Source organism: Psychrobacter sp. PG1 (genome assembly GCF_014897815.1).
Classification (GTDB): Bacteria; Pseudomonadota; Gammaproteobacteria; order Pseudomonadales; family Moraxellaceae; genus Psychrobacter.
In genome coordinates this window covers 1-5,162 of the sequence record NZ_JABUZG010000031.1, presented here as the reverse complement: position 1 = coordinate 5,162, position 5,162 = coordinate 1, and the positions used below count along the sequence as shown (strand labels likewise).

4 protein-coding genes are annotated in these 5,162 nt (G+C 41.3%); 2 read left to right on the top strand and 2 right to left on the bottom strand.

What is annotated here, in order from left to right; translation table 11 throughout:
• The coding region (locus tag INT03_RS01465) for a mechanosensitive ion channel family protein (protein WP_193007286.1) at positions 1-669 on the top strand (669 nt) is incomplete at its 5' end.
• Between the two features lie 83 nt (positions 670-752).
• On the top strand, positions 753-1,055 hold the full coding sequence (locus tag INT03_RS01460) for a hypothetical protein (RefSeq protein WP_193007285.1): 303 nt from the start codon (positions 753-755) through the stop codon (positions 1,053-1,055).
• Positions 1,056-1,142: 87 nt separating this feature from the next.
• Here INT03_RS01460 and rnr read toward each other — a convergent pair whose 3' ends face one another.
• A complete protein-coding gene (rnr, locus tag INT03_RS01455; RefSeq protein WP_193007284.1) occupies positions 1,143-3,437 on the bottom strand; it encodes a ribonuclease R in 2,295 nt (764 codons plus the stop codon).
• Between the two features lie 141 nt (positions 3,438-3,578).
• The gene (locus INT03_RS01450; RefSeq protein ID WP_045453830.1) at positions 3,579-4,823 is read right to left on the bottom strand and encodes a toxic anion resistance protein; all 1,245 of its coding nucleotides are present in this window, start codon (positions 4,821-4,823) and stop codon (positions 3,579-3,581) included.
• Between the last annotated feature and the right edge of the window lie 339 nt (positions 4,824-5,162).

Sequence of the window (5,162 nt, the reverse complement as noted above, 5' to 3'; positions counted from 1 at the left end):
TTTCGAGCTTGGTTTATGACTTTTGCAAGAGGTCTATTTAAAGCAACGATTTTAAATTACACCAAAAATCCAGAACGTCGATTTACCTTTGAGTTAGGCGTTGATGCCAATGATGATCCATTAGCGGCTATCAAAGTCGGACTGGATGCGATACATACGTTAGCATTCGTTTTAGATGAGCCAAAAGCAGTGGCTGTCATTACCAATGTTGGCGACTCTAATATCATTTTAGAATTTCAAATTTGGGTGGATCAATCAGATACGGATTTCTCAAAAGCACGCAGTATTGCCATTCGTGAGACCAAGCATGCGTTAGAAAATGAAGGCTTCAGCTTGCCTGAACCGATTTATCGTTTGCGTTTTAATAGTAACTTAGAAAAAGCGTTTGAGCATATGCAGGACAGTAACGCCAGCAGTGCTAATACTAATATGACAATTACGCCAATCACGCCCAAAGTGACCGATAAAAACCAGAATGAAGATAATAGCGTTGATGATAAGGACAAAAAACAAGCAAAGGCTCGTGCCAAATTGATTTTACAAGGTCGCAATGCTGATGAGGTGCTTAACGCTCGTCCTGAGGACAAACTCATGGAAAAAGTTGAACAGGAAATTGCAGAAAGCTCTGACGAGACTGATTTACTGAATAATAATAGCCCGCAAGAATAATTTGCAAAAACCTGCCAAAAACTAGGCATAAAAAATGCAACGAAACGTATATCTGATTATCATTCAAATACGAGACATTTTTTATGCAAATGAAACACTTGATTATATTCGCCCTAGTGGGCATGGTTGCGTTACTAGGTTTCAACCTCATTAATGGCAATCAACGTGATAAAGATAGAGAGCTAGTCATAAGTGACGCAGGATCTGAGCAATCTCCCGATACAGCGTTACCAAATACGAATGATGTAGAAAGTGGCTCAGTAGATGTCGCGAGCCAGCCACTTGGCAAACAGCCTAAAGCCATTCTCGATAATGCTACCGCGAAAATAGATCAGGCTCAGGAAGCAGACAAGGAACGTCTAGACCAGATGAGTAATACGCAATAATGATTTAAATAGTTGTTATAAAATACCACGCACAAAAAAGGCCAACGATGACGTTGGCCTTTTTATTATTTGAAGCGTTTGCTAACATTAGCTTTTCTTACTTGTACCTTTACTACGGCTACCAGTCTTTTTAGCGGGGCCTCTTCTATCAGTACTTTTCTTATCAGTGCCTTTCTTAGAAGGCGCGCTCTTCGTTTGATTCATTTCACTAGATTGTAATTTGGCTTTTAAATCAAAGTCAATTTGTAGCAGATCCATATTGACGCCAGCAACTTTCACTTTAACGCGATCGCCTAGTCCGAATAATGTCCCTTTGTCTTTACCAATCAGCTGTTGTTGCTGCTCATCGTAAACAAAGAAGTCATCACCGACATTAGAGATGTGAACCAAACCATCGATATATAGGTCAGTCAAGGTAACAAACAAACCGAAGCTTGTGACTGTAGTGACCACACCTTCGAACTCTTCACCAACATGATCTTTCATATAGTGACACTTGAGCCAAGACTCTACATAGCGTGAGGCTTTTTCGGCACGGCGCTCGGTATCAGAGGTTTGCGTGCCAGCCGCTTCAAGAGAAAAGTCCATTACTGGCTGCTGAGTATTGGTCACTTTTGCTTTGATGGCACGATGCAGCATCAAATCAGGGTAACGACGAATCGGCGAGGTGAAGTGGCTATATTCGTCATAAGCTAAGCCAAAGTGACCGATATTGTCAGGTGCATAGTTTGCTTGCATCATTGAGCGCAACAGCATGCTGTGGATACTAATTGCATCGGGTCTGTCTTTGGTGGCTTCAATAATGCGCTGATAATCGGCTTGCGTTGGATTTTCTTCTGGAAAGCTTAAACCAAAATTCTTTGCGTATTCGTGAATACGCATTGATTTTTCGCCATCAGGTTTGTCATGGTTACGATATAAGACAGGAAGCTCATGCTTGAGTGCAAAGTTTGCTGCACAAGTATTGGCCAGCAGCATACATTCTTCAATGAGTTTTTGAGCATCACCGCGAGTACGCGGTAGGATTGCCTCGATACCACCTTTCTCATTGAACTTAATGTAGGTCTCAACTGTTTCAAACTCCATTGCATGGCGCTCTTCACGCTTTTTAAGCAGTAGCTCATACAATTGATGTAAGGTATCGACAGATTTTTTGACGTCTTTATTACCCGTGAGTGAGGTAGGTACGCTCTTATCTTCTGGATTCTCAAGATAAGCATTCACTTGATTATACGTTAAGCGTGCTTGTGAGTGCATGACAGCAGGATAGAACTCATAACCAGTCACTTTGCCTGCCCGCGATATTTTGATATCGGCGACCATACAAAGACGGTCACGGTCAGGATTCAGTGAGCACAGACCATTGGAGAGCACTTCAGGCAACATTGGAATCACACGATGCGGGAAGTATACGGACGTACCGCGCTCGTAGGCATCTTTATCAAGTGGCGAGTTTGGTGTAACGTAATAACTGACATCCGCAATCGCAACTAAGACACGATAGTTGCCACCTGAGCGTTTTTCGGCGAATACGGCATCATCAAAATCACGTGCATCTTCACCATCGATAGTCACCAGTGGCAAATCACGCAAATCTTTACGACCTTTTAGATCCTTTTCAGTTGGTTCTTGATAATCGTTGGCTTGCTTCAGTGCTGCTTCGCTAAAATCTGATGGGATGTCATAATTGAGTAAGGTGGTTTCAATAATCAGTTCGCGATCATTGTCGTCAGACAGTACTTCAGTGATTTTACCCGTCGCAAATTCATGCTGATTTGGCCAATCAATAACATCAACCTTAACAGGAGATCCTTGCTTGGCATTCATCGCTTGTACATTTTCTTCAGTGACGGTAATCGGCTGGTGATTATTTGGACTACCAAGCTCGACACAGTAGCCATCTTCATCAAGCGCTAATGTACCAATGAAGTTATTTTGGCGACGTTCAACGACATCGACAATACGTCCTTCTGTGCGCCCGCGATTGTCTGTCGATGTACCAACTGCATCTACAGTGTCACCATTGAAAACCCAGCGCATTTGCTTTTCATGCAAAAACAAATCTGGCATATCGCTTAATAATACAAAGCCAAAGCCTTTCGGATGTGCAGACACTGTACCTCTGACGACATCTTGCTTGGTCACCGTGCGATAGCGATAAGGACGACCGTCGCGGTTTACTTGTCCATCACGTGCCATCGCTTTTAGGCGATTGCCTAAAGCGTCAAACTGGTCTGGGTCATCAATATTAAAGGCTTTTGCCAATTGTTGATGCGTGACTTCACCATGCTCATTAATCGTACTGAGTATCAGTTCGCGACTAGGGATAGGATTGTCATATCTTTTTGCCTCACTTGAGGCGTTTGGATCGTTCCAACTCATAAATTACCGTATCTATTTTTAAAATTATTAATAATGGCTATCTTAACACGAACGACGTTGCAATATCTTGCGTCAATTGTCTTAAGTGTATTTGGTAGCAGGAAGTAGTCACCTTTGATAGGCAACAACTATTAAAACAAATCAAATGTCGATATCGACTGTACTTGATCTATTGGTTATCTTTTTACTGTCTATCTCTTTCGACACTTCTAGTACTGTTGTTTGATTAGACTTATCCAAGTATTTCTGAGCCTTATCGACTTCAGTAGTCAAAGTATTGACCGTCTGTTTCATGTTCTCTAGCGCTTCAATTTTATAATTGCTAATCATATCCATCGTATCATAGACGTTATTGAAAGCGTTTTGCAATTTATCAAGCTCAATGCTGCTACTGGTCGCTTGTTCATGGATTTCACCTGACTGACGTTTTAGCATCGCTGAGGTCGATTCAATCAAGCTGCTGGTGGTTTTATTTAAAGCAGTAATTTGATCAAGTACCAGTTTTTGATTGGTCATTGCTTGTGCAACCACGACCGCTGTACGTAATGCAGATACAGTGGTTGTGGTGGCTCGATCAACACCTTTTATCAATTCTAAATTATTGCGGCGAATGGTATCGAGCGCTAGATAGCCTTGCACGTTCACGGCTAACTGAGTTAAGAAGTCGGTGTTTTTTTGACGCACATAAAACAACATCTCTTCTTTAATAATGCGTGCTTTTTCGGGATCGGTCGCTTCTATCGCATAAACCTTTTGTTCTAACTGCTCATCGATTTTTTTGCCGACATAAACGTATTGACGGATGGATTGCATCAGCTCCCACATGTTGACTTTTTCTTGCTCAATCATCGCATTGTCTTTGAGCAGCTCATCCTTACCATTATATAGACTGGTAACAACCGCATTAATATGCGACTGTGCAGATTCGTATTGACGGAAGTAATCCTGTACTTTATTGCCAAATGGGATGAGACCGAATAACTTACGTGAGCTGGTCAGCTCTTTTTTACTGGGATCTAAATCTTCGACGATGCCGCGCAACTCAGTCAATGACTTGGCGATAGGAGAATTATCAAACAAGCTGTCATTGAGGCTTTTGGCGGGTAAATCGAGCATACGATTAGACACTTGGGCTGATTCACGAATCTCTTTGGTACCGAGATTATGAATCGATTGCACATTTTGCTGAAATTCAGCACTGTGCACAGAATTGTTAATCACATGATCAACAAAGGCATCGACCTTTGCATCAAGTTCTGGGATTTGGCTGTCATCCAATTTGACCATCTGATCTGCTTCGCTTTTTTGTATTTCTCTCACAGGTTCAGGCGCGGTTAGAGAAATACTTGGCGTCGTTGCGTTTTCTGGTGGGGTCAATTCTTGCATGAAATTTCCTTCAATATTGGATAAAAGTAGTGTTTTTGTCAACGACTCTGATGGCCGTGATATACGTTATTTTTATACACTTACTAGAAATTTTTAATAAATGCTGATTAGCAAATATAAAACAGATCTTTAGATTACCGCGTAATCAAATGGTTGAGAAGGTAGGTTTTGTAAAATAGAGTCAGCCAATTATATCTGACTAAACATATTTAAAAGAGATATGTATCTATGCACACAATAAAAAACCATCAATATCCCGCAGTATATTGATGGTTAAGGTTATACATATCTATATTGACTAACCCCACTCTCAACTTGAAATAAGCAACTCAAACTGAA